Origin of the sequence: Stenotrophomonas maltophilia, from assembly GCF_023518235.1 — a bacterium.
In the GTDB taxonomy this organism is placed as follows: Bacteria; Pseudomonadota; Gammaproteobacteria; order Xanthomonadales; family Xanthomonadaceae; genus Stenotrophomonas.
Genome location: NZ_CP090423.1, coordinates 1,665,877 through 1,692,268, shown reverse-complemented (window position 1 = coordinate 1,692,268; position 26,392 = coordinate 1,665,877). Strand labels below are relative to the sequence as shown.

At 66.3% G+C, this 26,392-nt stretch carries 18 protein-coding genes and 1 tRNA gene; 11 read left to right on the top strand and 8 right to left on the bottom strand.

Annotation, left to right across the window (positions count from 1 at the left end; translation table 11 throughout):
• The first annotated feature begins 28 nt into the window (after nucleotides 1–28).
• The 7 genes from ubiB to LZ605_RS07800 all read left to right on the top strand — a co-directional run bounded on the left by ubiB (nucleotide 29) and on the right by LZ605_RS07800 (nucleotide 7,650).
• On the top strand, nucleotides 29–1,711 hold the full coding sequence (gene ubiB / locus LZ605_RS07830) for a 2-polyprenylphenol 6-hydroxylase (RefSeq protein WP_249844882.1): 1,683 nt from the start codon (nucleotides 29–31) through the stop codon (nucleotides 1,709–1,711).
• Between the two features lie 179 nt (nucleotides 1,712–1,890).
• Nucleotides 1,891–2,526: a transcriptional repressor LexA gene (lexA, locus tag LZ605_RS07825; RefSeq protein ID WP_057498317.1), complete on the top strand. Its 636-nt coding sequence runs from the start codon at nucleotides 1,891–1,893 to the stop codon at nucleotides 2,524–2,526.
• A 204-nt stretch (nucleotides 2,527–2,730) separates the two neighbouring features.
• A complete protein-coding gene (gene recA / locus LZ605_RS07820) occupies nucleotides 2,731–3,768 on the top strand; it encodes a recombinase RecA (RefSeq protein ID WP_057498318.1) in 1,038 nt (345 codons plus the stop codon).
• Between the two features lie 110 nt (nucleotides 3,769–3,878).
• Complete coding sequence (gene recX, locus LZ605_RS07815) at nucleotides 3,879–4,370, top strand: recombination regulator RecX (RefSeq protein ID WP_005409024.1); 492 nt, start codon at nucleotides 3,879–3,881, stop codon at nucleotides 4,368–4,370.
• A gap of 109 nt (nucleotides 4,371–4,479) precedes the next feature.
• Nucleotides 4,480–7,128 (top strand): alanine--tRNA ligase, encoded by a 2,649-nt coding sequence (gene alaS, locus LZ605_RS07810; protein WP_249844370.1) that lies wholly within the window; start codon nucleotides 4,480–4,482, stop codon nucleotides 7,126–7,128.
• A 147-nt stretch (nucleotides 7,129–7,275) separates the two neighbouring features.
• On the top strand, nucleotides 7,276–7,479 hold the full coding sequence (gene csrA / locus LZ605_RS07805) for a carbon storage regulator CsrA (RefSeq protein ID WP_004152909.1): 204 nt from the start codon (nucleotides 7,276–7,278) through the stop codon (nucleotides 7,477–7,479).
• Nucleotides 7,480–7,557: 78 nt separating this feature from the next.
• A tRNA-Ser gene (locus LZ605_RS07800) sits at nucleotides 7,558–7,650 on the top strand.
• Nucleotides 7,651–7,770: 120 nt separating this feature from the next.
• Here LZ605_RS07800 and LZ605_RS07795 read toward each other — a convergent pair.
• Entirely contained in the window at nucleotides 7,771–10,101 is a 2,331-nt protein-coding gene (locus LZ605_RS07795; protein WP_249844369.1) for a TonB-dependent receptor domain-containing protein, read from the bottom strand.
• Between the two features lie 204 nt (nucleotides 10,102–10,305).
• On the opposite strand from LZ605_RS07795, the gene LZ605_RS07790 reads away from it, so the two are divergent.
• Nucleotides 10,306–10,788, top strand: coding sequence for a LuxR family transcriptional regulator (locus tag LZ605_RS07790; protein ID WP_107232812.1), 483 nt, complete (start codon nucleotides 10,306–10,308; stop codon nucleotides 10,786–10,788).
• A gap of 53 nt (nucleotides 10,789–10,841) precedes the next feature.
• On the opposite strand, the gene aceE is transcribed toward LZ605_RS07790, so the two are convergent.
• The 5 genes from aceE to LZ605_RS07765 all read right to left on the bottom strand — a co-directional run bounded on the left by aceE (nucleotide 10,842) and on the right by LZ605_RS07765 (nucleotide 20,642).
• The gene (gene aceE / locus LZ605_RS07785; RefSeq protein WP_249844368.1) at nucleotides 10,842–13,514 is read right to left on the bottom strand and encodes a pyruvate dehydrogenase (acetyl-transferring), homodimeric type; all 2,673 of its coding nucleotides are present in this window, start codon (nucleotides 13,512–13,514) and stop codon (nucleotides 10,842–10,844) included.
• A 244-nt stretch (nucleotides 13,515–13,758) separates the two neighbouring features.
• Nucleotides 13,759–15,867 carry a phosphocholine-specific phospholipase C gene (locus LZ605_RS07780; RefSeq protein WP_249844367.1) on the bottom strand — a complete coding sequence of 703 codons (2,109 nt, stop codon included), beginning with the start codon at nucleotides 15,865–15,867 and terminating at the stop codon, nucleotides 13,759–13,761.
• 8 nt (nucleotides 15,868–15,875) lie between these two features.
• On the bottom strand, nucleotides 15,876–18,254 hold the full coding sequence (locus LZ605_RS07775) for a TonB-dependent receptor (protein ID WP_249844366.1): 2,379 nt from the start codon (nucleotides 18,252–18,254) through the stop codon (nucleotides 15,876–15,878).
• 118 nt (nucleotides 18,255–18,372) lie between these two features.
• Nucleotides 18,373–19,299, bottom strand: coding sequence for a c-type cytochrome (locus tag LZ605_RS07770; RefSeq protein ID WP_249844365.1), 927 nt, complete (start codon nucleotides 19,297–19,299; stop codon nucleotides 18,373–18,375).
• On the bottom strand, nucleotides 19,296–20,642 hold the full coding sequence (locus LZ605_RS07765; RefSeq protein WP_249844881.1) for a c-type cytochrome: 1,347 nt from the start codon (nucleotides 20,640–20,642) through the stop codon (nucleotides 19,296–19,298). The genes LZ605_RS07770 and LZ605_RS07765 overlap by 4 nt, the downstream gene beginning before the upstream one ends.
• Nucleotides 20,643–20,827: 185 nt before the next feature.
• Between LZ605_RS07765 and LZ605_RS07760 the strand changes: the two genes are divergently transcribed.
• The gene (locus LZ605_RS07760; RefSeq protein ID WP_107232807.1) at nucleotides 20,828–21,946 is read left to right on the top strand and encodes an alpha/beta hydrolase; all 1,119 of its coding nucleotides are present in this window, start codon (nucleotides 20,828–20,830) and stop codon (nucleotides 21,944–21,946) included.
• Between the two features lie 83 nt (nucleotides 21,947–22,029).
• Here LZ605_RS07760 and LZ605_RS07755 read toward each other — a convergent pair whose 3' ends face one another.
• Nucleotides 22,030–23,169 (bottom strand): MFS transporter, encoded by a 1,140-nt coding sequence (locus tag LZ605_RS07755; protein ID WP_249844364.1) that lies wholly within the window; start codon nucleotides 23,167–23,169, stop codon nucleotides 22,030–22,032.
• Nucleotides 23,170–23,346: 177 nt separating this feature from the next.
• Here LZ605_RS07755 and LZ605_RS07750 point away from each other — a divergent pair, with 177 nt between their 5' ends.
• Entirely contained in the window at nucleotides 23,347–24,042 is a 696-nt protein-coding gene (locus LZ605_RS07750) for an alpha/beta hydrolase (RefSeq protein WP_249844363.1), read from the top strand.
• A gap of 81 nt (nucleotides 24,043–24,123) precedes the next feature.
• On the opposite strand, the gene LZ605_RS07745 is transcribed toward LZ605_RS07750, so the two are convergent.
• Nucleotides 24,124–24,825 carry a pirin family protein gene (locus LZ605_RS07745; protein WP_107232803.1) on the bottom strand — a complete coding sequence of 234 codons (702 nt, stop codon included), beginning with the start codon at nucleotides 24,823–24,825 and terminating at the stop codon, nucleotides 24,124–24,126.
• A gap of 140 nt (nucleotides 24,826–24,965) precedes the next feature.
• On the opposite strand from LZ605_RS07745, the gene LZ605_RS07740 reads away from it, so the two are divergent.
• Nucleotides 24,966–25,886, top strand: coding sequence for a LysR family transcriptional regulator (locus LZ605_RS07740; RefSeq protein WP_249844362.1), 921 nt, complete (start codon nucleotides 24,966–24,968; stop codon nucleotides 25,884–25,886).
• The last annotated feature ends 506 nt before the right edge of the window (nucleotides 25,887–26,392 follow it).

The window sequence follows — 26,392 nt, the reverse complement described above, 5'->3', positions numbered from 1 at the left end:
GCTCCGGTAATCGTCCGGAGCACGCATGATGTGGGAAACGCTGGGCACGGTCCGTGACCTGGGCCGACTGCAGGAAATCGCGGTCGTCCTGATCCGCTACGGCTTCGGCGACGTGGTGCGGCGCATCGGCCTGGCCACCACGCTGGAGCGGGCAGGGCGCCTGCTGCACTGGAACGAGGACCGCCAGGAACTGCTGCGGATGACCGCGCCGGTGCGGGTGCGCAGCGCGATGCAGGATCTGGGCCCCACCTTCGTCAAGCTTGGCCAGGTGCTGGCCACGCGCGTGGACCTGCTGCCGCCGGAGTGGATCGCCGAGTTGTCCGAGCTGCAGAACGCAGTTCCGGCGCTGCCGTATGCCGAGATCCGTGCGCAGCTGGAGGCCGACCTCGGCGCTGCGCCGGCCGAGGTGTTCGCCTTTCTTGATGAAACGCCGATGGCCGCCGCCTCGCTGGCACAGGCCCATCGTGCGCGCCTGCACGACGGCAGTGAAGTGGTCCTGAAGGTGCGCCGCCCGGGCATCCGTGACGTGGTCGAAGCCGACCTGCGCCTGCTGGCGCGGCTGGCCGAGATCGTTGAAGCCCGCCTGCCGGACCTGCGCCGCTACCGCCCGGCCGAGGTCGTGCAGCAGTTCACCGTTTCCCTGCGCCGCGAACTGGATTTCGCTGCCGAATGCCGCAATGCCGAGCGCATCGCGCGCAATTTCAACGGCCGTGACGACATCCTGATCCCAGGCGTGCACTGGCAGTGGACCTGCGAGAGCCTGAACGTGCAGGACTTCGTCGACGGCATTCCCGGCCGTGATCTGGCTGGCGTCGATGCGGCGGGGCTGGACCGCCGCGAACTGGCCCGGCGCGGCGCCGACATCGTGTTGAAGATGGTGCTCGAGGACGGCAGCTTCCACGCCGATCCGCACCCTGGCAACATCATCTACCTGCGTGACGGCCGCATCGGCGTGATCGATTTCGGCATGGTCGGCGCGTTGTCCGAGGTGCGCCGTTTCCAGGTGGCGCAGTTGCTGCACGGCCTGGTCGAACAGGACCCGCAGGGGGTGGCCGACGTGCTGCTGGACTGGGCCGGTGGCGTGGAGGTGGACGAGAACCGGCTGCAGCACGACATCAGCCAGTTCGTCGACCAGTACCGCGGCGTGCCGCTGAAGGACTTGCGCATCGGCCTGATGCTGGGCGACATCACCCAGCTGCTGCGCAGCTACAGCCTGACCCTGCCGGCCGATCTGGCCTTGATGATCAAGGCCTTCCTGACCCTGGAAGGCATGGGCCGGCAGCTTGATCCGGATTTCGACATGGCCAGCGCTGCGCGCCCGTTCCTTGAACGCGTGGTGTTGCAACGCTACGCACCCAGGGCGCTGCTCAAGCGCGGCCGGCGCAGCCTGCTGGGCCTGGTCGATTTTGCCGGTGAACTGCCGCGCGACCTGCGCAAACTGGTACAGGCAGCGCGTCGTGGCCGGCTGCAGCTGAAAGTGGAAACCAGCGCGCTGCAGGGCTTCGGCGAGCAGGTCAACCGCGCCGCGAACCGGCTGGTGATGGGCATCGTCACGGCCGCGCTGATCATCGGCTCGTCGATCGTGATGCACAGCGTCGGCGGTGTTTCCAGCCGCTGGCTGCTGGCGCTGGGGGTGTGCGGCTTCATCGGCGCCGGCTTCTGCGGCGTGTGGATCCTGTTTTCGATCTGGAGAAGCGGCAAGCACACGTAGTGTGCTTGCCGCAGCGGTTCCCGTAGAGCCGACCGCTGGTCGGCTGCTCTTGCTTATGCCTTCGCCAATCGCCCGTTCACCCGCCTGCCGAGCATGGCTCGGCACGACAGATCACTCCATCGGCTGTCTGTCGCCCCCGGCACTTGCAGTCCCGGATATTAGTAGTAATACTACTAACCATGGACCTGACCGACACCCAGCAGGCGATCCTGCAGTTGATCGCCGAGCGTATCGAGAGCGAAGGCGCACCGCCGTCGCAGACTGAAATCGCACGTGCGTTCGGCTTCAAGGGCGTGCGCGCGGCCCAGTACCACCTGGAAGCCCTTGAGCAGGCCGGTGCGATCCGTCGCATTCCGGGCCAGGCCCGCGGCATCCGTCTGGTGCAGGCCCCCGCGGTCGAGAAGCTGGCCGAGCCGGGGCTGCCCGACAGCGTCCTGCGCCTGCCGGTACTGGGTCGGGTCGCGGCGGGTCTGCCGATCGGCGCAGACATCGGCTCGGACGATTTCGTGGTACTGGACCGGGTGTTCTTCTCGCCGGCACCGGATTACCTGCTGAAGGTGCAGGGCGATTCGATGATCGACGAAGGCATCTTCGACGGTGACCTGATCGGCGTGCACCGCACCCGCGATGCCCATTCCGGGCAGATCGTCGTGGCGCGCATCGATGACGAGATCACGGTCAAGCTGCTGAAGATCGCCAAGGACCGTATCCGCCTGCTGCCGCGCAATCCCGATTACAAGCCGATCGAGGTGCTGCCGGACCAGGACTTCGCTATCGAAGGTCTCTATTGCGGCCTGCTGCGGCCCAACCGTTGACTTCTCTCACAGTGCATTACCCCGCGGTCTTTTGTGGCGATTCTCTGGTTCCACTGAGGTTGGTACGGATGTCCGATAATTCTTTTCAGAGCGCCGGGCAGAATCTCAGCCTGTGCGATACGTCCGACTTAAAGTGAGCCCATGGCAAAGAAGACCCCCAAAGACAGCACCTCCAACGATTCCACCTCTGCAAGGACCCCTCCGATGGACGAGAACAAGAAGCGCGCCCTCGCTGCAGCTCTGGGCCAGATCGAGAAGCAGTTCGGCAAGGGCTCGGTGATGCGCATGGGCGACCGCGTGGTCGAGCCCGTTGAAGCCATCCCGACCGGCTCGCTGATGCTTGACATCGCACTGGGCATTGGCGGCCTGCCGAAGGGCCGTGTCGTTGAGATCTACGGGCCGGAATCCTCGGGCAAGACCACGCTCACCCTGCAGGCCATCGCCGAATGCCAGAAGATGGGCGGCACTGCAGCGTTCATCGACGCCGAGCACGCGCTGGATCCGATCTACGCCGGCAAGCTGGGCGTGAACGTGGACGATCTGCTGCTGTCGCAGCCGGATACCGGTGAGCAGGCGCTGGAAATCGCCGACATGCTGGTCCGTTCGGGCTCGGTGGACATCCTGGTGATCGACTCGGTCGCCGCGCTGACTCCGAAGGCCGAAATCGAAGGCGAGATGGGCGACCAGCTGCCGGGCCTGCAGGCCCGCCTGATGAGCCAGGCGCTGCGCAAGCTGACCGGCAACATCAAGCGCTCCAACACCCTGGTGATCTTCATCAACCAGCTGCGCATGAAGATCGGCGTGATGATGCCGGGTCAGAGCCCGGAAACCACCACCGGCGGCAACGCGCTGAAGTTCTACGCCTCGGTCCGCCTGGACATCCGCCGCATCGGCGCGATCAAGAAGGGCGACGAGATCATCGGCAACCAGACCAAGATCAAGGTCGTCAAGAACAAGCTGGCGCCGCCGTTCAAGCAGGTCATCACCGAGATCCTGTACGGCGAGGGCATCAGCCGCGAAGGCGAACTGATCGACATGGGCGTGGAGGCCAAGCTGGTCGAGAAGGCCGGCGCCTGGTACAGCTACGGTGAAGAGCGTATTGGCCAGGGCAAGGACAACGCCCGCGGCTACCTGCGCGACAACCCGACCGTCGCCGCCAAGCTCGAAGCCGAGCTGCGCGAGAAGTTCCAGCCGGCCGAAGCGGCCCGCGAGGAAGGCGACGACGACGGCGACGACGAGTAAGGCTTGCTGTGGGGCAGGGTGGCGCCGTCAGTGACGTTGCCCTGTCCCGCAGGTTCGAATCGCCCAGGGATGGGCAGGGCGCCACGGACGGCGCCACCCTTGGAGTACCGATGTCCGACGCCGAAGACATTCCAACTGGCCGCAAGCGCCGGCCACGCGAGCAGACTCCCGTACAACGGGCACTGGGCCTGCTGGTCCGCCGTGAGCACTCGCGCAAGGAACTCACCCGCAAGTTGACTGCGCGGGGTATCGAAGACGAAGCCGCACAGGCCGCTGTCGCCAAGCTGACCGAGGCCGGCTGGCAGGATGACACCCGCTTTGCCGAGAACCTGGTGCGGATGCGCGCCAACACCGGCTATGGCCCGATCCATGTCCGCGCCGAACTGGGTACCCACGGCCTGGACAGCGCGGCAATCGCCGCCGCGATGGACAGCTACGAGGGCGATTGGCAGGAAAACGCCCGTGATCTGGTCCGCCGCCGCTTCGGTGAGGCCGGCCCGCAGGACCTGACGCAGCGGCGCAAGGCCGCCGATCTACTGGCCCGGCGGGGTTTCGACGGCGACAGCATCCGCCGGGCGACCCGCTACGACCCGGATGACTGAGACTGGCGGCGCCGGGCCTGATACCCTTTAGGTTTTCGGCGGTCCCTCGCGACCCTGGCCAATGCGGCCGGTGGTCCGGGTCCGCCGGCCCGCAGACTGCCAGCCCCCAATGAACGAATCCGCCAAATTCACGACTTCCCAGATCCGCAGCGATTTCCTTGAATTCTTCAAGGGCAAAGGCCACACCATCGTGCCGTCGGCGCCGCTGGTGCCGGGTAATGATCCGACCCTGCTGTTCACCAACTCCGGCATGGTGCAGTTCAAGGACGTGTTCCTTGGCGCGGAGAAGCGCAGCTACGTGCGTGCGGCCGACGTCCAGCGCTGCCTGCGCGCGGGCGGCAAGCACAACGATCTTGACCAGGTCGGTTACACCGCACGCCACCACACCTTCTTCGAAATGCTGGGCAACTGGTCCTTCGGCGACTACTTCAAGAAGGACGCGATCGCCTGGGCTTGGGAGCTGCTGACCCAGGTCTGGAAACTGCCGGCCGAGCGCCTGCTGGTCACCGTGTACCAGACCGATGACGAAGCCTACGCGCTGTGGCGCGACATGGTCGGCATTCCGGAAGCGCGCATCGTACGCATCGGCGACAACAAGGGCGCGCCGTTCGCTTCGGACAACTTCTGGCAGATGGCCGACACCGGCCCGTGCGGCCCGTGCACCGAGATCTTCTACGACCACGGCGACCACATCGCCGGTGGCCCGCCGGGCTCCCCGGATGAGGACGGTGACCGCTTCATCGAGATCTGGAACCTGGTGTTCATGCAGTTCGACCGCCAGCCCGACGGTACCCTGGTGCCGCTGCCGGCGCCGTGCGTGGATACCGGCATGGGCCTGGAGCGCCTGGCGGCGATCCTGCAGCACGTGCATACCAACTACGAGATTGACCTGTTCCAGGCGCTGATCCGCAAGGCCTCCGAGCTGACCGGCACCGCCGACCTGGAGAACAAGTCGCTGCGGGTGATCGCCGATCACATCCGCGCCTGTTCGTTCCTGATCGTCGACGGCGTGCTGCCGTCCAACGAAGGCCGCGGCTACGTGCTGCGCCGTATCATCCGCCGCGCCCTGCGCCACGGCTGGATGCTGGGCGTTCGCCAGCCGTTCTTCAGCAAGCTGGTGCCGACCCTGGTCGAGGAGATGGGCGAGGCCTACCCGGAACTGCCGGCGGCGGTGGATACCGTCACCCGTGCGCTGCAGGCCGAAGAAGAGCGTTTCGCCGAGACCCTCGATGCTGGCATGAAGATCTTCGAGGATGTCGCGGGCAAGGCCAGCACTGGCGTGATCCCGGGCATTGACGCTTTCCGCCTGTACGACACCTATGGCTTCCCGCTCGACCTGACCCAGGACATCGCCCGTGAGCGTGACCTGACCGTCGACATCGCCGGCTTCGATGCGGCGATGGAGCAGCAGCGCGAGACCGCGCGTGCGGCCGGCAAGTTCGGCGGCGGCGTGACCCTGCCGGCCGAGCTGGTGGCCACCCTCAGCCCGACCGTGTTCCTTGGCTATGACCGTCTGCAGGCCGATGGCCTGACCGTGCTGGCCCTGCTCAAGGACGGTCGTCCGGTGCAGTCGGCCGATGCCGGTGATGCAGTGATCGTGATTACCGACAGGACCCCGTTCTACGCCGAGTCGGGCGGCCAGGTCGGTGATACCGGCGTGCTGACCGGCAACGGCGTCCGCCTGGCGGTGGCCGACACCCAGAAGTTCGCGGGTCAGTTCCATGGCCATGTCGGCACCCTGTCCGACGGTGGCCTGAAGGTCGGCGACGTGCTGGCTGGCCAGGTCGATGGCGAGCGCCGTGGCGCCACCATCCTCAACCACTCGGCCACCCATCTGCTGCACGCGGCCCTGCGCGAAGTGCTGGGCACCCATGTGCAGCAGAAGGGCTCGCTGGTGGCGCCGGACCGCCTGCGCTTCGACTTCTCGCACTTCCAGCCGATCAGCGCCGAAGAACTGGCGGTGATCGAGCGCAAGGTCAACCAGCAGGTGCGTGCCAACAACGCTGCCGAAGTGCACACCATGGCCATGCAGGAGGCCCTGGACTTCGGTGCCATGGCCCTGTTCGGCGAAAAGTATGGTGAGCACGTGCGCGTGCTGAAGATGGGCGACTACTCCACCGAGCTGTGCGGTGGCACCCACGTCAACCGTACCGGCGACATCGGCCTGTTCAAGATCACCTCCGAGGGCGGTGTGTCCGCCGGCGTGCGCCGCATCGAGGCGGTCACCGGCCAGGGCGCCCTGGATTACGTGGACGCTGAAGAAGCCCGACTGGCCGAGGCCGCTGACCTGCTCGGCGGCAGCGCCGCCGACGTGGTCGAGAAGATCCGAGCCCTCGGCCAGCGCCAGAAGCAGCTGGAACGCGAACTGGAAGCCGTGAAGGCCAAGGTTGCCGCCGGCGCCACGGCCGACCTGTCCGGCCAGGCCGTCGAGGTCGCCGGTGTGAAGGTGCTGGCGGCGCGCCTGGAGGGCTTCGACGCCAAGGCCCTGCGCGACGCCGTGGACCGCCTCAAGCAGCAGCTGGGCAACGCGGTGATCGTGCTGGCCGGCGCGCAGGACGGCAAGGCCGCCCTGGTCGCGGGTGTGAACGGCAGCGCAATGGGCAAGGTCAAGGCCGGGGAACTGTTGTCCCATATCGCCGGTCAGATCGGGGGCAAGGGCGGCGGACGCCCGGACCTCGCCCAGGGTGGTGGCGAGGACGGGCCCGCCCTTGCCACTGCGCTGGCTGCAGTCGTCGAATGGGTCAGCCCCCGCCTGTGATGAACCCTGCCGTCCCCCTCCTTGTAGGAGCGGGACGGCTGACGGTACCATTGCGAATCTTTTCCCTTTGTCGTGGTAGCGCTTCTTGACGGAGCGTCAAGCCGGTGGGGGATACCCTTCCACACGGTTCCATGGAGACTTACAAAAATGTTGATCCTGACTCGCCGCGTCGGCGAAACCCTGATGATCGGTGACTCGGTGAGCGTCACCGTGCTTGGCGTCAAGGGTAACCAGGTGCGTATCGGCATCACCGCGCCGAAGGACGTCGCTGTGCATCGCGAAGAGATCTACCAGCGCATCCAGCGCGGTGACGAAGCCGGTGGTACCGGTAGCGAAAATTCTGCCGAATAACGCTTTACCTTCGCACTCGATTAACGTTATGATTCACGCCCCGCTGAGGTGCAACGCACCAGATGCGGAGAACACCCCGGAGTGATGCCCGAGTGGCCGAAGGGGCTCCCCTGCTAAGGGAGTATAGGGTCAAAAGCTCTATCGAGGGTTCGAATCCCTCTCACTCCGCCAGATACAAAGAAGCGCCTGCAGATCCTCGATCTGCAGGCGTTTTTCTTTGCGCGGATGCAGGAACCCGGCGTGCCATCCAGCGGTCATTGATCGCTGGATGGCGGCCGGATCAGGCTCTCCTCAGAGCTTCACCGTCACACCCACCTGGAACCCGCGCCCCGGCAGCGGCGCGATGTACTTCAACGGCGAGTTGTGCGGGCGCGCCTCCTCGTTGAGCAGGTTGCTGCCGTTGACGAACACTTCCATGCCGGCGATGTAGGCGTTGCGCACCGGCAGTTCGCGGCTGACCTGCAGGTCGACCAGGTTGAACGCGTCCAGCGGGATTTCCTCGCTGACGTTGCGGCCGAGGTACTTCTGGGTGTCGTAGTAGGTGTTGGACAGCTGCGCCTTCCAGCCCTGCCGCTGCCATTGCAGGTTGGCGCCGTAGCGGTTGGTCGGCATGTTCGGCAGGTACTGGCCATCGTTGTGGGCGCGCAGTGAATCGGGCCGGTCGGCCTTGTTCTTCACCAGGTCGGCGAAGGCCGAGATATTCAAGCTGCCGTAGCGACCCAGCTCCAGCGCCTGCGAGGCATCGATCTCGAAGCCCTTCACCGTGGTGTCGGTCTGCTTCCAGTACTTCAGCGGCAGGCGGTTGGCCATCTGCGCGCCGGAATGGCCGAGATAGAGGTAGTTCTCGTACTGCATCCGGTAAGCCGTGGCCGACAGCTCGAAACCGCCGAGGTGGAACAGGCCCGTCAGCTCAAGATTCTTCGCGCGCTCCGGTTCGAGATTCTGGTTGCCTTCTTCCTGGGTCATCACCGAGTAGTGCGCGTTGCTGGCGTACAGCTCGTTGATATCCGGTGCGCGCTGCGATGATGAGTAGCGCAGCTTGGCCGCGAACAACGGACCCAGCTCCACGTACGAACCCAAGCTGTAGCTGTTGAGCCGGTAGGAACGGTCCTGCAGTGTCGTGTTGGCGGCATTGCGCGAGGTCTTGAAACGGCTGGGCTGCAGTTCATGGTCGACGCGCTCGTGGCGCACGCCGGCATCGAAGGTGGCCCAGCCGAAATCCAGCGTTTCCTTCAGGAATACCGCGTTGCTGCGGCTGTCGACGTCGGGCAGGTAGCGCAGCGCGCCACTGCCGGTGACGTCGCGTGCCTGGCGGCCCACACCCAGCAGGCCAATGAGCGGCCCGATCCGCTGATGGCTGAGCAGCAGTTCGGCTTGGGTACTCTGGAAGTCGTAGTCGTTGGCCCTGGAAGCACCAAGCCGTTCGCCGGAGGTGTTGTCCAGTCTTGAAACGCGCAGTTCGGCGCGTTCGAAGCCCGGCAGAGGATCGCGCAGCAGCGCCTCCAGTGCGTAGCGCTGCTGCTTGATCACCACGCCCACCGGCAGGCCGTCGGCGTAGTTGGAACCAAACGAGAGATTCTGCATCGAGAAGCCGGGCACGCCGTACTCGCTGTCCTTGGCATCGATGCTGACACCGACGTAGCCACGGTCGAAGAACAGGGTCGATCCGAGCGCCACCTGAGAGTTGCGCGCGTAGCTGTTGCCCAGCCGGTGGTGATAGTTGGGCGTCACGTCATTGTTGATCTGCTTCTGCACGTAGGACGGCGTGCCGGCGACGTAGGCAGGATTGATCGGATTGATATAGGTGCGGCGCTGCCAGACCGAGGTCGGATTGTTGGTGTAGAACGAGAAATCGCCGTCGGCCCAGTCCGGGTTCTCGGTCATGAACTGGTCGATATACGGCTGCGAGGCCTTGTTGTAGATCTGCTGCACACGCGCCTCTTTCTGGCAGCTGTCAGCCAGCGCCGAGTTGACGCCGCCGGTGGCCGGGAACAGGCGGGTGTTGCAGACGCCGGCCTTGCTGTTGCCGGGGATGTCGTAGTGCGAGATGCGTTGGCGCGAGACCTGCAGGTTGGTGGAGAGATTGCGCTGGTTGTTGAAGTTCATGCGGAAGCCCTGCGCATCGGCCGCGTTGAAGCCTTTGCGCAGGACCAGCTCCATCGACTGGTCCTTGTCTTCCATCGTGCGCGAGATCAGGCCGGAGTCGATCTCGACGCTGCCGCCGATCGCGTTGCCGCCATGGCGCACCGTATCGGAGGACTTGTTGACGGTGACGCTGCGCACGAACAGCGGATCGAAGGGGATGTTGATGTCACCACTTATCGCATTCATGCCCAGGATGGACTGGCCGTCCTGCAGGATCTGCACGCGGTTGCCGCTGAGGCTGCGGATGACCGGTGCACCTGCATTGGGCCCGAAGGCGCTGCTCTGCACCCCGGAGACATGTTCGAGCAGGTTGCCCAGGGTACGGTTCTGCGCCTGTGGGTTGTCGACGGTGACCCGGTTGTCGATGCGCGAAGGCTGGGTGGCCTCGACCCGCAGGGTAGGTAGGGTAGGTTCGTCCGCAGCACGGGCGCTGTGGACGGCGAACAGGATGGCTGCAGCAAGCAGGTGGCGACGCATGACACGCTCCGTGAAAATTACGTGAAATGTTATAACGTAACTCTTTGCAGCGACAAGTGACAAAGTGACCGCCGCAAGCCCCCCCGGGTCGGGCGCCCCTGTTCATCTGTACGGCTTGCCTGGCGCCCCGGCAGCGCGCACGATCCGGGGCACTGCGCGGCGCCACGCACGCGCAGGCCCTTCTTCACTCGAACGGAGCATCGTATGAAGCTGTTGTCCGTGCTGTTGCTGTCCGCGCTTTCGCTGCCGGCCGCGTCGCTGCAGGCGGTGGAGGCTGCGCCTTCGCCGCTGTTGGGTCGCTGGTCGCTGGATGTCTCCACCTCGGCGCTGCCCGTCGCGCAGCGCCCGAAGCAGGTGCTGCTGGAGTTCCGGGACGCCGGCGCCGGCCGCTGGAGTTCGCACGTGGATATCGTGCTGCACGACGGCAAGACGATGAAGTCCGATGGCACGCTGGCGCTGGATGGCACGCCGGGGGCCTTGTCCGGCACTTATGGCGCAGACAAGGCGAACCTGAAACTGCCGGCACCGAACACGCTGGTGATGCAGCTGGTGGACCATGGCACGCCGGCCTCCACCCGCATCTATACGGTGGCGGCCGACCACGCGACGATGACCGAGACCAAGGCGTTCTACGGCCACGACGGCACGCCGATCCTGCAGACCAATCTGTTCAAGCGCATGCCGTAGGGCCGTAGCCACCTCGCCTGTGCAGCGCCGATGCGCAGGCGTGATGCGCCGAGTCAGGGCGCCCCAGGATCGGGCTTGCCGACATCGATGCCGTAGCGGTCGATCGCTTCCTGCATGCGCGCGCGTTCGATGCGGCCTTCGTCGGCCAACGCCTTCAGCGCGGCCAGCACGATGAAATGCCGGTCCACTTCGAAGAAGGTACGCAGCGATTCACGTGTATCGGAGCGACCGAAGCCATCGGTACCGAGCGCGATGAAACGGCGATCGTTGATGAAGGGACGGATCTGGTCGCCGACGATCTTCATGTAGTCGGTGGCCACCACTACGGGACCGTCATGGTTCTGCAGGCACCTTTGCACGTAGGGCACGCGAGGGTCTTCAGCCGGATGCAGCAGGTTCCAGCGCTCGGTGGCCAGCCCATCGCGGCGCAGTTCGGTCAGGCTGGTCGCGCTCCACACCTCGCTGGCAATGCCGAAATCCTGCCGTAGCAGCTCGGCCGCCGCTTCCACTTCGCGCAGGATCGCGCCGCTGCCCATCAGCTGCACGCGAGGCTGCGAGGCGGTCCCGGCCGCGGCGGCGTGCAGCAGGTACAGGCCCTTGAGGATGCCGGCCTCGGCGCCCTCGGGCAATGCCGGTTGCGGGTAATTCTCGTTGAGCACGGTGATGTAGTAGTAGATGTCTTCCTGCTCGACATACATCCGGCGCAGGCCGTCGTGGATGATCACCGCCAGCTCGTAGTTGTAGGCCGGGTCGTAGGACACACAGCTGGGAATCACCGAGGACAGTACGTGGCTGTGGCCATCGTCGTGCTGCAGGCCTTCGCCCATCAGCGTGGTGCGACCGGAGGTGGCACCGAGCAGGAAACCGCGGGTGCGCGCATCGGCGGCGGCCCAGGCCAGGTCCCCGACCCGCTGCAGGCCGAACATCGAATAGAAGATGTAGAACGGAATCGTGGCCAGACCGTGGTTGCTGTATGCGGTGCCGGCAGCGATCCACGAACAGATCGCGCCGGATTCGTTGATGCCTTCCTGCAGGATCTGGCCATCCTTGGCTTCCTTGTAGTAGCTCAACTGGCCCGCATCCTGCGGGGTGTAAAGCTGGCCCAGGCAGGAATGGATGCCGATCTGGCGGAACAGGCCTTCCATGCCGAAGGTGCGTGATTCATCGGGCACGATCGGAATCACCCACTTGCCCAGATCCGGGTCCTTCAGCAGGCGGGTGAGGATGTGCACGAAGCCCATGGTGGTGGACTGGCCGCGCTCACCACTGCCCTGCAGCTGGCTGTTGAAGATCGACAGCGGGGGCAGCGGCAGCGGATCGACCTTCATCAGCCGCGCCGGCAGCTGGCCGCCCTGGGTGCGGCGGCGCTCGGCGAAGTAGGTCGCTTCGGCACTGCCGGGTTCGGGCCGCAGGTAGGGCATTTCTTCCAGCTGGTCATCGCTGACCGGCAGGTTGAAACGATCGCGGAAGGCACGTACCGCATCAGCGCTCATCTTCTTCAGCTGATGGTTGATGTTCTGGCCTTCGCCGGCTTCGCCCATGCCGAAGCCCTTGACCGTCTTGGCCAGGATCACGCTCGGCCGGCCGCAGGTATTCACCGCCTGCTGGTAAGCGGCGAACACCTTCTGCGGATCATGGCCGCCGCGTGTGAGCGCCCAGATCTGGTCGTCGCTCATGTGCGCGACCAGCTCCAGCAGTTGCGGGTAGCGGCCGAAGAAGTGCTCGCGCACATAGGCACCGCTCTGCGACTTGAAGGTCTGGTAGTCGCCGTCCACGCATTCCATCATCCGCTGGCGCAGCAGGCCGCTGTGATCGCGTGCCAGAAGTTCGTCCCAGCCACTGCCCCAGATCACCTTGATCACGTTCCAGCCAGCGGCACGGAACGTGCCCTCCAGTTCCTGGATCACCTTGGCATTGCCCCGTACCGGACCATCCAGGCGCTGCAGATTGCAGTTGACCACGAACACCAGGTTGTCCAGCCGCTCGCGACCGGCCAGCGAGATCGCCGCCAGTGATTCGGGCTGGTCCATTTCGCCATCGCCAAGGAAGGCCCAGACCTTGCGGCCCTGGTGCTCTTTCAGGCTACGGTACTCGAGGTAGCGCATGTAGCGCGCCTGGTAAGCGGCGGTCAGCGGGCCAAGGCCCATCGACACGGTGGGAAACTGCCAGAACCCGGGCATCAAGCGCGGGTGTGGGTAGGAGGACAGGCCCTCGCGACCGGCTTCGCGGCGGAAGTTGTCCATCCGTGCCGCATCGATGCGGCCTTCCACGTAGGCGCGGCCATAGATGCCGGGCGCGGAATGGCCCTGGATGTAGACCATGTCGCCGTCGAAGGTGTCGGTACGACCGCGGAAGAAATGGTCGAAGCCCACGTCGTACAGCACCGCCGCCGACTGGTAGGTGGCGATGTGGCCGCCGACATTGGAATGCTTGCCGGCACGCAGCACCATCACCATCGCGTTCCAGCGGATCATCGCGTTCAGGCGGCGCTCGATGGCCAGGTCACCGGGGTAGGCCGGCTGCCGTTCGGGCGGAATGGTATTGGTGTAGGCCGTCCAGGCGCGGGTGTGCAGGTCGCCATGCTGTTGTGCGTCGAGCTCGCTCAGCTGGTCGATCAGGTAGTGGGCGCGTGTCCGCCCACCGGACTGCAGCACCGCCTCCAGCGATTCACGCCACTCGCGCGTTTCCAGCGGATCGGTATCGAAGGGAGTGTGGGTTTGGTTCATGACGGTCTCCAGAGGGCGCCGGTTCTCTGCCTGGGCGACAACACCGGCAGGGCGCACAGCACTGGAGCGGGGTCGCAACGGCGGGGCCGTGACGCGGGAGGTGGCCTGGGTGGCCACCGAGGAGACAAGCGTAGGTGCGTGCCTGGACTGCGGGTAGACGGGTGCGGCTTGGGTCTGCGCCAATCCTGTGTTGCTGCGCTTGTGTAGAGTCGAGCATGGCTCGACGCTACAACGGCCGGGTTGCCTAATCGTGCTCGAAGCGTAGCGGCTCGCTGCCCATCGCCGGGTCGCTGGTTCCCGGGCGTCCATCTTCGGCGCGCCCGGCCAGGCGCAGCTGGCTCTCGCCCGCGCCGATGTTCAGGTCATACCATCCCGCCGTGGGCGCTGCATCCCATGCCAGCGTGGTTTCCGCACGGGCCGGCAATGTCAGCGTCTGCTCGGGCATATGCCCGGTGTAGGCGCCGGCCTGTACGCGCAGCGGCTGCGCAGCGTCCCCCAGGTTGTGCAGGTGCAGGCGCAACTGGCCATCGGCGCGGTCGAGCACTGCCTGTACGGTCGGGCCCTTGGCCGCACCCTGGAAATGCCGGTGGAATCCGTTCGGGCCCAGCAGCCACAGATCGTAGCGACCCTGCGCATCAAGCGGCCAACGCTCCCGCAGCGGGGTGCCCGGCACGAGTGTGTAGCGGCGGGGTATCGCATCAGGACGCAGCCGGTCGTAGACATGCAGCACCGCCGCTGCGCCTTCGCAGGACAAGGACAGTTCCAGGCCTGAGGCGTCGAGCGACGCAATCGATGCCTGTGGCCGGTAGGGTAGTGCCCGCGCCGGCCGCACGCCGCTTTCCTGTTTCGCCGGTTTCAGTCCTTCCGGCAACGCTGGCACGGTACGCCCGGGCAGGGCGGCGGCACGGGCAGCCACCGCGCTCACGTCGGGCAGGCCGCGCACGAACGGGCGGGTGTCGCGCTGGGCGAAGTCGAAGGCGCCGGTCAGATCACCACAGACCGCGCGGCGCCACGGCGAAATGTCCGGGGCAGCCACACCGAAGCGGCGTTCGATCAGTCGTATCACCGAGGTGTGGTCGTACACCTGGGAATCGACCCAGCCACCCCGGCTCCATGGCGAGATCACATACAGCGGCACGCGCGGGCCCAGTCCGTAGGGGCGTCCGCGCAGTTCGGCGGCATCGTATTTTTCGTCGCCCGGTGCCGGGTGGCGGTGGTACTCGCCCTCGGTGCTCACCGACGAGGCACCCGCCCAGCCACCGTCCACCGCTGAGGGCGGGGCCGGTGGTGGCATATGGTCGAAGAAGCCGTCGTTCTCGTCGAACATCAGCAGCAGGGCGGTGCGGCTCCACACCTCCGGATCGGCGGTCAGTGCATCCAGCACACGCGCGGTATAGGCCGCGCCCTGGGCCGGGCTGGACGGGCCAGGATGCTCGCTGCCGGCGGCATCGGCGATGATGAAACTGACCTGCGGCAGGCGCCCGTCGAGCACGTCCTGGCGCAGTTGCGTCAGCCCACGGGTGCTGACCCCGCGCGCGCGCAGCTGTGGGTCATGCCCGGGTGCAGCGCTGTAGGCCCGACGGAACGCCTCGAAGCCGGCCAGCGGGTTGTCGGTGAAGTTGTCGGCCATGTCCTGGTAGATCTGCCAGGACACGCCGGCCTTCTGCAGGCGCTCGACATGGCTCGTCCAGCGGTACGACGCCGGGTGCCCACCGTGTTCGGGGAAGTTGTCATGCGAGTTGGCGATCACCGGGCCACCGGCGCGGGCCTGTGCATCGTTGTGGCCGGTCCACAGGAACACCCGGTTCGGGTTGGTGCCGGCCTGCATCGCGCAGTGGTAGGCGTCGCAGATCGTGAACGCATCGGCCAGCGCGAACTGGAACGGCAGGTCGCTGCGCTGGAAGTAGCCCATCGAGTGGTTCTGCTTGGCCTTCGGCCATTGCCCCATGCGGCCGTGGTCCCAGGCGCGCTGCGCATCGGGCCAGGTATGCGGCGTGCCTTCCACGCGCATGTAGCCGAAGTGCGCGGCGGTATCCAGCGGGAAGGGCGCGATGGCCCGCTTGCCGCTGGCGTCGGGCTGCAGCCACAGGCTGCGCATGCGCCCACCGGCTTCCAGTGCAGCGGCCGGGGCGACGAAACGGTCGCCGAAACCGCGCACCCCCGGCAGCGTGCCGAAGTAGTGGTCGAACGAACGGTTCTCCTGCATGAACACCACAATGTGCTGCAGGTCGTCCAGGCTGCGCGTCTGCGCGGCGGGGGCGATCGCTGCGGCCCGAGCGATGCTGGGCAGCAGCGGGGAAAGGCCGGCGGCAACGCCGGCCTGCAACAACCGGCGTCGGCCGATATCGGTCACGGGCTCACTCACAGGTCCACGCGGAAGGAGATGCCGACGGTGCGCGGAGCGCCGATGAAGGCGTTGTCGCGACCGTCCACCCCTGCAAGATACCGCTTATCGGTGAGGTTGCTCACCACCAGGTTGGCCCCCATGCCCTTCAGGCGCGGCGACAGGCCCTGCAGGTCGAAGCCGATGTTGGCGTTGAACACCGTGGCCGACGGCAGTTTGTTGACGTTGGCGGCGTCGAGGTAGCGCGTGCCCAGATAGCGGCCGGACAGGCCGAAGTTCCAGTTGGCGCCCTGCCAGTCGGCCGACAGCACCAGGGTGTTCTCCGGCTGGCCGATCACCTTGGCACCGTCGACGATGCCCAGCTGGGTATCGCGGGCGGCATTGCCGCTGCCCAGGTACTTGGAGCGGTTGTAGGTGTAGGCCGCGTTGATCCGCCAGCCATTGTCCCAACCATAGCCGAACGCTGCTTCCAGGCCGTTGCTTTCCACGCCGCCGAAGTTCTCGTAGACGCCGTCGGTCTCGCCCAGGTAATCGATACCGCTGACGAAACCGGCCGGCAGGTACACGATGCGGTTGTCGAACTTGATGTTGTACAGCGTGACCGAGGCGGTCAGCGGCCAGCGGCTGATGCGCATGCCCACTTCGATGTTGTCGGCGGTTTCCGGCTCGACGTTGCGGAAGCGCTGCGGGTCGGTTTCGCCAAGCACGCCGGACGGAATCGCGGCGAAGTTCTGCGAGAAGCCGGCGAACAGCTCCATGCCTTCCACGCCGGGTGCCCAGGTGAAGCCGGTGGACAGCAGTGGATCGGACTTGGAATCGGAGGTGACGTGCTCGCTGGCGCCGATCACGCGGCGGCGCGACTGGTCGACGAAGAACTGCTTCACGCCCAGTCGCGCACTGAACGGACCAAAGCGGGCCACGTCCTCGACGTAGTACATCTGCTCGTCGACCTTGTACTTGTCTTCGAACTGCACCCAGTACGGCTGGCGGTCGAAGTCGATGCTCTGGCCGACAGCGAGCAGGCGGTGCCAGTCGCGGCGCGCCGAGCGGTCCAGCTTCTCCGCCCACAGGCCGCCACGGATCGTATTGTCGACCGCGCCGAAGGTCTGTCGCCACTCGACGTCGGCGGTCACGCCCATGCGGTCGTTGTCGTAGTGGGTATGGCGGTAGGACTGCGCGCCCAGCACATTGCCGGCGTAGCAGTTCGGGTCGTACTCGGCAGTGAAGCCCAGCCGCGGCGTGCAGCTGGCCAGGCGCTGTGCGGCGCTGCCGTCGGGATTGACGAAGAAGATCTGGCCGCGGTTGCTGCCGCCGTATACCGTCTTGCCACCGATGTACTCCGCTTCGGGACGGCCCGCGCCATCGTCGCTGACCTGCGCCAGGTACGGCGGCAGCCAGTCGCCCCGGCCCTGCATGCGATGCCCATAGGCGGCCATCGAGGCTTTGAAACCACTGCCGCCGTCAAAGGCTGCGCGCAGGTAGCCGAAGGTATTCTCGCGCAGGGCGCGCGAACCGGAGCGATAGTTCTGGTCCAGGTACGGGATGCCGGTCAGGGTGCCAACCAGGTTGTCGCGCTCCGGGTTGGTGGCAAACCCCTTCGGCGAAACGCTGGTGTATTCCGGCTCGTCGGCATCGTTGTAGGAGAGGTAGCCGGTCAGTGTCCAGCGGTCGAGTTCGGTGATGAACTTGCCGGCGATGTGATCGTTGCTGGCGTGGCCGGTGCCATCGATCCAGTCGTGCACCTTCGACGAAGACGCGCTGACCCATGCGCGGGTATGGCCGCCGAGCAGGCCCGTGTCGTAGCGCACGTAGTACTTGCGCGCATCATTGTCACCGGCGCCGACCACGAAACGCAGGCGGCTGTCCTGCAGTGGATCACTGGTGAGGAAGTTCAGCGTGCCGCCCAGCGCTTCGTTCGAACGCGAGGAGATATCGGCCGTACCCTGGCTGACTTCCACCGTTTCCAGGTCCAGGGTGTCGATGTAGCGGTTGGCCAGCGAGCCACCGCCATAGCCCGAGCCGCCGTTGGGCAGGCCATCGATGGTGGTGCCGATCTGCTGCGTATCGCGGTTGGTGACGAAGCCGCGCATGCTGATCTGGGTGCCCCATACCGACGAACCGGTGGCATCGGCCTCGCTGACCACTACGCCCGGTACTTCATTGAGCGCGTCGTTGACACTGCTCATCACCGTCTGCCGGTTCAGCGTTTCCGCGCGCACCGAGGTCTTGGCGTAGCTGGTGGCCTGGCCGATCACCTGCACCTGGTCCAGGGTGCGGGCATCGCCATTGCGCGCTTCGGCCGTCTCGCCCTGCGGTGCCTCGGCCAGGGCGTCCAGTGCGGGGGCGATCAGCAGGGCAAGCAGCGAGACACGGGGAAAGCGCGCAATCGTTCGCATCGAAACCGGACCTTCAGCAGAGGGAAGCCCCGGAGTGTCGGCAGCGCAAATGACATCGGCATGACGTGAAGATGCAGGAATCGTGTTGTGTGACGGCGGCGACGGCCGGTGGCGTTCTTCAGTACCGCGCGTCCCTGGGTTTCGGATCGCGCGGCCAGTCCTTGTCCTTGTTGGCGAAGTCCGGGCGCGGCTGGTTGATGAAGTAGCTGGCGATGTCCACCGCGTCCTGGTCGGGCATCACTTGCTGGCCCAGCGGCGGATCGCGGGTCACTGCCGGCGGCATGTTGTGCTTGATGAAGCCGGCGGCCTTGTACAGGCGCGCCATGCCAGCACCGATGTTGAAGCTATGGTCGCCCCACAGGGGTGGAAAGGCGACGTCGCCGCTGGCGTCGCGGCGGCCTTCGCCGTTGTCGCCATGGCAGGCCGCGCACTGAACCGCGTACAGCGCCTGGCCACGGATCGGATCCGGGGTCAGCGTGTTGTCGATCGGTCCTTCGCTGGGTGCTGCCACCTTCGCACCGTCTGGCACAGGGCTGCTCAACCACGCCATGTAGTCGAGCATCGCGCGCATCTGCGGCGAATCCTTCGGCAGCGGCTTGCCGTTCATCGAACGCTGCAGGCAGCCGTTGATGCGCTCGGCCAGCCCGATCACCTTGCCCGGACGCGGCATGTAGCGCGGATAGGCACCGCCACCGGTGTTGAAGTAGTGGTTGCCGAAGGGTCGTTTGCCCTCGGCCATGTGGCACGAGTTGCAGTTCAGATCATTGCCGACGTTGTCCGGCAGCAGGCGTGCGGTTTCATTGAGCAGGCGGCGGCCGAGCATCACCGATTCGGCGTTGCCCAGCGCGCTGATTTCCTCGGCGCTGGGCGGCTGGTAGTGCCCGATCACCTTGCCGCGTGCATCGAGGATGTCCAGCGTACTGGCCGCAGCGGCATCCAGATCCGGGTACAGATGGCGATGGGCGAGGGTGCCGGCGATGGCCAACAGCGCGGCGGCGATTGCAGCGCCGAGCAGTCTGCGGGTACGTCTGCGCGAACGCTTCATCGTGCGGCCTCCTGCGGAACGTAGTGCACCGGTTTGTCGTGCACCACCCGGCGCATCCGCGCCACGTCGACCTCGCTTACCGCGCTGGCCTGGTTGCCCCAACTGCTGCGGATGAAGGTCAGGATCTGCGCCAGCTGCGCGTTCGGCAGCTGCTCGAAGCCAGGCATGCTGAAGGCCATGCGGTCGTGTGCGGTGTGCGGCGTACGGCCGCCGATCAGGGTCACTTGCACCAGCGAACTGGGATCATCGGCGAACACGATCGAGTTGCCGGCCAATGCCGGATAGACGCGCGGCATGCCGCGGCCATCGGCACGATGGCAGGCCTGGCAGTGCTCGGCATAGGCCAGCGCACCGGCCACGCGGTAGTCGCCGCTGCGCAGTGCGGCGGTGGTCGTATCGCTGCCGGGCGACCACTGCGTGCTGCGTCCTTCGCGCGCGGGCAGCTGTTTCAGATAACGTGCCATCGCCAGCAGGTCGGCGTCGGACAGAAACTGCGTGCTGTGCTCGACCACATCGGCCATGCCGCCAAAGGCCGCCGAGCGATCGGTGCGACCGGTGCGCAGGAAGTCGACGATCTCGCCTTCGCTCCAGCTGGCCAGCCCAGTCGATTCATTGCGCAGGTTCTTCGCATACCAGCCTTCCAGCACCGAGCCGGACAGGAACTGGCGGCTGCCATCGTCGGCCATCGCCTTTTCCTGGAAGGCCAGGCCGCGCGGTGTGTGGCAGGCACCGCAGTGGGCCAGGCCTTCCACCAGTTCGGCACCGCGCTGCTGGCCGGCGTCCAGCGAGGGATCCGGGCTGAAGCTGCGCGGGCGTGCGAACAGCAGCTGCCACCATGCCAGCGGCCAGCGCATGTTGGCGGGCCAGGGAATCGTGCTGTCGGCGTTGCTCTGTTTCACCGGCTGCACCGAACCCATGAAGTAGGCGTACAGCGCTCTGATCTCGGCATCGCTGGCGATCACGTAGGAGGCATACGGCATCGCCGGGTACAGCGGTTGGCCGTCATGGCGGACGCCGCGGCGCACGGCGCGCTCGAAGTCGGCGTAGTCGTAACCGCCGATGCCGGTTTCGGGATCAGGCGTGATGTTGGTCGAGTAGAGCGTGCCCATCGGCGTCTGCATGCCGAGGCCACCGGCGAATGGCTTGCCGCCCGGTGCGGTATGGCAGGCCGCGCAGTCGGCGGCGCGCGACAGGTACTGGCCCTGCGCGATCAGCGCCGGGTCGTGGATGTCGACGTGCGCCGCCTGCCGTGGCGCGAACCAGTAAGGCGCAGTGCGGGCGATGCCGTAGGCGGCGGCCACGGTGGCGGCCAGGGCAAGGGCGAGCTTGAGCGAGGTGCGCATGGCGGCACTGTGGGCATTCCTGCGCGCACGTTCATTGATCGGGATCATTGCCTGAACGGAGACAGCCTGTGCACCAAGCTGAATCGTTCCTGCGCTGTCATCAAGCCGTCATCCGGCTGCGATAGATGCCCGGTCGTGCGGGACGTTAATGTCCCCGTCTGTCGGATTCGCCCCCATGACGTGATATGAAGCGCTTGCTGCTGTTGCTGCTGGCGTGCGCCGGCCTGTGGCTGGCCGCATGCTCCTCTTCGATCAATGCCTCGTCCACCTCGCTCGCCGATCGGTTGATCGCGCCGGGTGGCGTGTCGACGCTGCTTGATCGCCCGCGCATCGCCGCGGCCATCGCTGAACTGCCCAACCGCCACGGCTTCGCACCGGGCCGCGACGGCGTGCCGATCTTCTGGCGCGTGTTCGATCCGGGCGACTACGGTGCGCGCTATCGCTATCTGCCGCAGCGTCACGAGAACGGCCTGCCGCTGGATACCGGGCTGAGCCTGGCCGTGCCGCAGCCGTTCCGGGCGCAGGCGCCGCGCGGTACCGTGGTGCTGCTGCACGGCTGGATGATGAACGGTGATTCGATGCTGCCGTGGTCGCTGCAGCTGGCCGAATCCGGCTACCGCGTGGTGACTCTGGACCTGCGCAACCATGGCCAGTCTGGCGCTGGCCCGTCCGGTTATGGCACCTATGAATCGGATGACGTGGTCGATGTGATCGGCGAGCTGCGCGCGCGTGGTGAAGTGACGGGTCCGCTGTATCTGTTCGGTGTGTCCTATGGCGCCGCCACGGCGGTGTTCACCGCCGACAAGCTGGGCGACCAGGTGGCCGGCGTGGTGGCGATGGAATCGTTTGCCAATGCCGGCGTGGCCATCCGCACGATGATCCCGCACCTGATGGGCTTGCAGCCGGAAGGATTGAAGGCGCAGGCGGTGGCCTCCTACGCGCGCTGGCGCTACGGCGGCCAGGACATCAACCAGGTGATCGCCGCCGCCAGCCGGCGTATCGACGTCGATCTGGACCGCGTGGACGTGGCGCGCGCGCTGGCCGATACCCGCGCCTGCGTGCTGCTGCTGCACGGGCAGGGCGACCAGCACATCCCGGTCAGCCAGGGCCGCGAGCTGGCGCAGGCCAATCCGCGCGCGCACTACATCGAGATGCGCGGCGAGGACCACATCACCCTGCCGCTGCGGCTGGATCTGCTGGCCGGCGTGGTCGACGACTGGATGGCGCGCGACGAACACCACCCGAAGAGCGCCTGCCCGGCACCACAGCTGCCGGCCCAGGCCGAATGGCTGGCCCACCGCTGAAAAAAAAGGGGACGGAGGGGATTAAGTCGTTTCTGCCGCGTGTGTGCGGGAAACGACTTAATCCCCTCCGTCCCCTTTTTCTGTCAGGGCAGGCGGCGTGCCAGTGAGCGGGCGGACGCAGCCACGCCGAGCAGCAGCGCGGCCACGCACAGGAAGGCGAAGCCGAGGCTGGTGGCATGTGCCAGCGCGCCAATCGCGGCCGGGCCGGCGAGGATGCCGGCGTAGCCCAAGGTGGTAACCGCGGTGATCGCGATGCTCTCTGGCATCACCCGCTGCTGGCCGGCCATCGAGAACAGCGCCGGTACGATATTGGCGCAGCCCAGCCCGACCAGCAGGTAGCCGGTCAGTGCCACCGGGAACGACGGCACCAGCGTGGCCAGGCCAAAACCGGCCGCTGCGGTGATGCCGCCGATGACGATCGTGCGGGTGCGGCCGAGGCGCTCGACGATGCCATCGCCGAACAGACGCATCGCGGTCATCGCCAGGGTAAACACCGCGAAGCCTGCGCCGGCCTGGTCGCGCGGCACCTGCCGTACCTCGGCCAGGAACACCGCGCTCCAGTCCAGCATCGAGCCTTCGCCGAGGAACACCACGAAGGCCAGCACGCCGATGAACAGCACCACGCCATGTGGCAGCGCCAGCAGCGGGCCTTCATGCAGGATCCGTTGCGGGCGCCAGTGTGGCGCCGCGAGCACCGCCACCAGCAGCAGTGCCGTCACCGAGGCCAAGGCGGCCATCCACAGCGGCGTTCCCACTATCAGCAGGCCGGTCATGCAGCCCGCACCGACGAAGCCGCCGATGCTGTAGAACGCATGGAAGCCGGACATCATCGGCCGCCCAGCATCGCGCTCGACCGCCACCGCCTGCATGTTCATCGCGCAGTCCAGTGCGCCCACGCCGGCGCCGAACACGAACAGGGCCGCACCCAGCGCCAGTGGTGACGGTGCCAGTACCAGCAAGGGCAGGGCGCACAGCATCATCGCGCAGGTGATCACCATCACCCGGCGGCATCCCAGCCGACCGGTCAACGCACCCGCCAGCGGCATCGCCAGCAGCGAGCCCAGGCCGAGGCACAGCAGCACCGCGCCAAGGCTGGCATCGGACAGCCCGGCCTTGGCCTTGGCGTAGGGCACCATCGGCGCCCAGGCGGCGGTGGCGAATCCGGGGATGAAGAAGGCGGCGCGGGTGGCGTGCTGCTGGGCGCGGGGGGATGAGGGCGTCATGCGCGGTGGAGATCTCCAGGGAATGCAGTCATGGAAACGTTTTCAATCGAGATCGGCAAGTGCCATGGATGACATCGGACGACGCATACGATTGCATCGCGTCACCAGTGGTTAACGCCACACGGGGACAGTGGGGGCACGGTCGGCACTCCGCCGCCCGCTGCCGGAGACCTGTAAATGAGCACGACACCGACCATCCTCCTCGTCCACGGATTCTGGGGCGGGGCCGCACACTGGGCCAAGGTGATCCTGGAATTGCATCGCAATGGCCATGATCGCGTGCAGGCGGTGGAATTGCCGCTTACCTCGCTGGCCGACGACGCCGGGCGCACCCAGAAAATGATCCGCCAGATTGAAGGGCCGGTGCTGCTGGTCGGCCATTCCTACGGGGGGGCGGTGATCAGCCAGGCCGGCAACGAGGCCAACGTGAAGGGGCTGGTCTATATTGCCGCCTTCGCACCGGATGCCGGCGAGAGCCCCGGTGGCATCACCCAGCAGCATCTGCCGGAAGCGGCGCCGAACCTGGCACCGGACAGTGATGGCTACCTGTGGCTGCGCGCGGACAAGTTCCACGAGAGTTTCTGCCAGGACCTGAGCGAGGACGAAGGCCGGGTCATGGCGGTCACGCAGAAGGCGCCGCTGGCCAGCACCTTCGGCGATGCCGTCAGCGACCCGGCGTGGAAGCACAGGCCGAGCTGGTATCAGCTGTCGCGCCACGACCGCATGATCGCGCCGGAAAACCAGCGGGCCATGGCCGCACGGATGCAGCCGAAGCGGTTGCTGGAACTGGATGCCAGCCATGCGTCGCTGGCGTCGAAGCCGACCGAGGTGACGGCGCTGATCCTGGAAGCCTGCGCCGCCATCGGCGGCTGATGACGGTTCTGCAGAGTGCCGAGCGTGGGCTCGGCTCTGCAACGGCGCCCGCGATGCGTGATGGCATCGCGGGCGTTTCCGTTACAGCGGCAGGTCGAACACCAGCACTTCGGCGTCGTTGCCGTTTTCCAGCGTCAGCTGCGCTTCGTCGCTGATCTGGAGCGCATCACCGGCTTCCAGGGTGATGCCGTTGACCTGCAGCTGGCCGCGCGCCACCTGCACATAGGCGCCGCGACCGGTGCCGAGTGCGTGGTGCAGCTTCTGGCCGCCATCGAGAATGGTGGCGAAGATGCGGGCATCCTGGTGGATGCGCAGCGAACCGTCGGCCCCGTCCGGCGAGGCGATCAGGCGCAGCTGGCCGCGCTTGCTGTCCGGCGTGAAGTGGGTCTCCTCGTAGGACGGCGCGATGTTCTCGGTGTCCGGGAAGATCCAGATCTGCAGGAAGTGCACGGTCTCGTCGGCCGAGTGGTTGAATTCGCTGTGGCTGACGCCGCTGCCGGCGCTCATGCGCTGCACGTCGCCATAGCGCAGCACCGAGCCGGTGCCCATCGAGTCCTTGTGTTCCAGCGCGCCGCCGAGCACGTAGGAGATGATCTCCATGTTGCTGTGGCTGTGCGTGCCGAAGCCTTGGCCGCCGATCACCTTGTCTTCGTTGATCACCCGCAGCGGGCCGAAGCTGACGTAGCGCGGGTCGTAGTAGTTGGCAAACGAGAAGGTATGGCGCGAGGACAGCCAGCCATGCTCGGCCAGGCCACGGGTAGCACTCTTGCGGATCTGCAGCATGATGGAATCTCCTTGTTCGATGGTTTCGATTGGGCGGGGTGGGCCGGTAGCCGCTGTGTTTCCCCGTTGGAGAGAAGTATCCGCTTGCGCCCGGGGTTTGAAAAACGGATAGTTTTGACAGCCATCATCGAAAAAATCGAATGCTCAAGCTCAGCCTCGATGCCCTGCAGATCCTCGATGCCATCGACCGCCGCGGCTCGTTCGCCGGCGCTGGCAAGGCCCTGCACAAGGTGCCCTCGACCATCTCCTACACCGTGGCCAAGCTGGAGGAGGACCTGGGCGTTCAGCTGTTCGATCGGGTCGGCCCACGTGCCGAGCCGACCGAGGCCGGACGCGCGCTGCTGGATGAAGGCCGGCATCTGCTGCGCGCGGCCCGCGAACTGGAGTTGCGCGTGCGCCGGGTGGCATCCGGCTGGGAGACCGAGCTGACCCTGGCGGTGGATTCAGTGTTCCCGACCTGGCTGCTGGGGCCGGACATCGCCGCATTCCGTGAGGCGCAAGCGCCGACCCGGCTGCGGCTGATCGGCGAAGCCCTGTCCGGTACCTGGGAAGCCTTGCTGGATCGGCGCGCGGACCTGCTCGTGGGTGCGCCGGGCGAGGGGCCCAGCGGCGGTGGCTACGTGGTGGAGCCGCTGGGCACGGTGGAGTTTGTGTTCGCGGTCGCGCCGAGCCATCCCCTGGCCGCAGTGGACGGTATGCTCGGGCGCGAGCAGCTGGTCGAGCATTGCGCGATCGCCGTTTCCGATTCGGCGCGCAGGCTGCTGCCGCGCACGGTGGGGCTGTTGATGGGGCAGGAGATGCTGACGGTGCCCGACATGGCCAGCAAATTGAAGTTGCAGTGCGAAGGCGTGGGCTTCGGCTTCCTGCCTGAACCGTGCGCGCGCGCGGCGGTGGCACGTGGCCAGCTGGTGATCCGCGAGGTGGAGGAACACAAGCCGGAAGAAACCTTCTGGCTGGCCTGGCGCACCGGTGAGGACGGTGCTGCATTGCGCTGGTGGCGCGAGCGCCTGCGCAGGCCGGAGCTGCTGTCGCAGTGGTGGCAGGCAATGGCCAGGGGGTAGGTGCACGGCAGGGCAGCGCCCTGCACCCGCTACGATCCAGAGCAACAGCAACACCAACAGCAGAAGCTGGTTTTCCGCGGGATGCCGGGGTGGGTCCGGTTGCGGGAGACGCCGTAAACCCGTCCATGGGGGCTTGGCGGCGGCATCCATGCCGCGGACACTCCCGCAACCGGACCCACCCCGCCTTCGACACATTCCTGCGGCTGTTGGTAGGTGTCGACCTTGGTCGACACGGTAGATCCACGCCATGCGTGGATGCTTTTCGATCTTGATTCGAAGTATTCGATTGCGATGGAGATTCATCCACGCATGGCGTGGATCCATCAGATCGCTGAAATCTGTCAGAGGTGGGGCGGTATGGGCAGGCAGGACCGTTGGCGGCATGGATGCCGCCATCGAGCCCCCATGGATGGGTTTACGGCGTGTCCTGCCTGCCCATGCCGCCCCGCCATCCCTCGGAATGCCAGCTGTTGCTGTTGCTCCGGCCGTGGCCTCTGCAGGTGCAG